At 36.0% G+C, this 2,730-nt stretch carries 3 protein-coding genes; 1 reads left to right on the top strand and 2 read right to left on the bottom strand.

Going from position 1 to position 2,730, the window contains the following annotated elements:
* Positions 1 to 133: 133 nt before the first annotated feature.
* On the bottom strand, positions 134 to 1,861 hold the full coding sequence (locus tag ACJROP_RS00265) for a transposase (protein ID WP_406533517.1): 1,728 nt from the start codon (positions 1,859 to 1,861) through the stop codon (positions 134 to 136).
* A gap of 297 nt (positions 1,862 to 2,158) precedes the next feature.
* Positions 2,159 to 2,311 (bottom strand): hypothetical protein, encoded by a 153-nt coding sequence (locus ACJROP_RS00260; protein WP_406533516.1) that lies wholly within the window; start codon positions 2,309 to 2,311, stop codon positions 2,159 to 2,161.
* Between the two features lie 12 nt (positions 2,312 to 2,323).
* On the opposite strand from ACJROP_RS00260, the gene ACJROP_RS00255 reads away from it, so the two are divergent.
* Positions 2,324 to 2,730, top strand: a 407-nt coding sequence (locus ACJROP_RS00255) for a hypothetical protein (protein ID WP_406533515.1), incomplete at its 3' end; no start/stop codon positions are given.

Below are 2,730 nucleotides of genomic sequence, written 5' to 3'. Positions count from 1 at the left end.
CATACGCATACAACACCGAAATCTCTCTAAGTGAGCGTTTGCGAGCCTTGTAAGAATATGACGATAAATCATTGACAGTACTTGTATTGTTAACTTCCAGAGATTTTAACACTCGTTGATAACAGAATTGATTTTATGAACTATTGGAAACTTTTTCAATTCTCGTGACAGTTTTGCATAAATCCAATAATCGAAGAGTTGCTTCTTCACGTGAAATATGAAAGCATTCAGATAATATAATTTTTTGTTTTTTGGTAAGAGGGTAGCTCAAATGGTATCCTCCTTCTAATTGTCTGCTGATTTCAATTTTTTCCAACTCACCAAGTATTGCCGGAACTGTCAATTCATTGCTTCTTATTTGAGTATTCCCCTGACAGTCCATAAGGCTATTATAAATTTTATTTCTTACAATTTCGGCAACAAATCCAATCCATTCCTTGGTATCTTTTGATGATTGAGATTCGACCCTGTAGCAGTTATTACCCAGAAAAGATTTATCAATCATAAAGAGTTTTTCGCTAGAATCTCTGCCTTTGTAAAGTTTTAAAGCTTCTTCAGCTGTCATTTCGTTTGATGTAATAATGCAAAAATACCCGTACCAGAATTTCTCATCTTCTATGGCACGATTATTAGCCGTGAAGGATACAAGTTGATTCTGTTCATCGAACTTTAAATTGAAATATCTTCCGAATCCATCCAGATTCGAACTCATGACTTTTTTATCAAGACATTTTCCAAGCTCTTTTTCCCATCTGGATATTTGTTCCTCAAGTTTTCTTCGTTCAACGGCTGCAACCAGTTCATTATAATAAACATGAACAAAACGGGGGCGATCCCGTTTATCATCCTCAAATATTTTCTTTTTAATGGTCGTACCTTGGAGCTGAAATTTTTTAATTAAAAATTCTCTTTCAAGTTCAAATGTTCCCATAGCTTCTTCTATCAGATTACGAATGAACTCAACCTTTCCTTTTGCCATAATTACAAAATCGTAATTATGAAGATCCATGAAAAAGAGATTCTCCTTAGCAAAATATCCTCGATCTAAAATGAATCCAATGTTACGGTATCCATATGAAACAGCTTTCTCTACCATATGGGTAATCATTGATACATCTACAATACTTCCAGGATATGATTCATAAAATAATGGTTCTCTGAAAGTGCAATCGTATGCAATTCCCTGATTAATTATCGGTATATCTTTTTTTCCATCTTTGGGTTTCCCGAATTCAACCATTTGAATATCACCTGCGGTACTGTGCCGGTTGGTAGAATCATACGATACATAAATTTTCTCGCGTTTATTACGTGCCTGATTCCATAGATTAAGAAAACTCTGTCTATGATCTACTGTTAGATTTTCAATCATATTACCTATATAACTGTCGCTGAAAATGTTCATTTCCGGCGTGAACAACGGATGTTTAAACGCGTAATTCGGATAGTGCTGTGCTACATTTGAACCGCAAATAATTTCATAAGCTACAAGGTCAAGAAATAATCCTGCATAGACATCATTAGGTATAGCTGTTTTGAGATATTCATCGATTTTGTAATCATGAATAATTTTATCCAAAACAATGTAAGTTCCTGCAGACAGAGAGCAACTGCGATCACAACTGACAGTATCAGCCATATGTTCCATTCCGAAATACTTTGGATAATATTGATTAGGAAGCATCATTTTAGGATTACCCTCAGACAACTTACCTATACACTGACGCAGAGGAGTCGTATGCTTTGTACTAGGGTTGTATTTACGATCATACTCAAAATAAACATATGTAGTTGACTTAATCTTTTTTAGTGTAATCTTATGGTTTCCCTCAGGGAAAATTACCGGTATTTTCTTATTCATAGCTTGTATATCACGAGTGTTAAATAACACTCATAGTATATCAAAAATTAAACCGATGTCCAAGGAAGAACATCAGTCAAACCTTTATAAAGTCACATTATTTTGAGTGGTATTACTGAATAAATCTTTTTTAGTGTTAAAATCCTGAGAAGTTAACATAAGGATTCCGGCAATATTCTTATTGCAAACAATGTCAAGCAGTATATACTAATACAACTGTCCGCAGATGCCGTAACGGTATCGCAGCCGTTACTGTCTTTCAGTCCGGTCATGCCTGCGGAAATTAAGGTAAATATCTCAGTAAATGTTATCAGAGTAAAAAGTCTTTTGTCTGACTCGTGTTTTGCCTGTAACATTAAAGAATGTGTTTACCTCGGTTTTAAATATATGTAGAAATTCAGAATCAGGAGACGGAAGGTGAGTCCTGCCGTTATTCCTTACGGATGACATCGGAAGATATTTATGAATGACATTATTGAAAATGAAGTTGAAAGCAAGAAGTTCCACAAAGAGAATTTTCCCGAAGATGTAGAAGCTGAAATTGTCAGTGAACTTGAAACAATTAATGATGTTGTTCGTTATGTTACCAGTTATCTGATCGAAAACAACGTGTATCTGGGGCATGGTACAGAAAGCTACTGGGACGAGGCTCTTTATCTCGTTCTCTGCCTTATCAATCTGGATCCGCCGGGAGATCCTGAAACAATGAATGCCAAGCTTACCGACAGGGAAAAGAGAAACATCGCCAGAGCCCTGACCATCAGAGTAAGAGACAGAGTACCTACCGCTTATCTTACAAACAGAGCCTGGTTCTGCGGTATTGAATTTTATGTCGACGAGAGAGTAATCATTCCTCGTTCTCCGATTGG

The sequence above is a fragment of the Methanobrevibacter sp. genome, assembly GCF_045220775.1.
In the GTDB taxonomy this organism is placed as follows: Archaea; Methanobacteriota; Methanobacteria; order Methanobacteriales; family Methanobacteriaceae; genus Methanocatella.
This window is presented reverse-complemented; position numbering and strand designations above follow the sequence as displayed.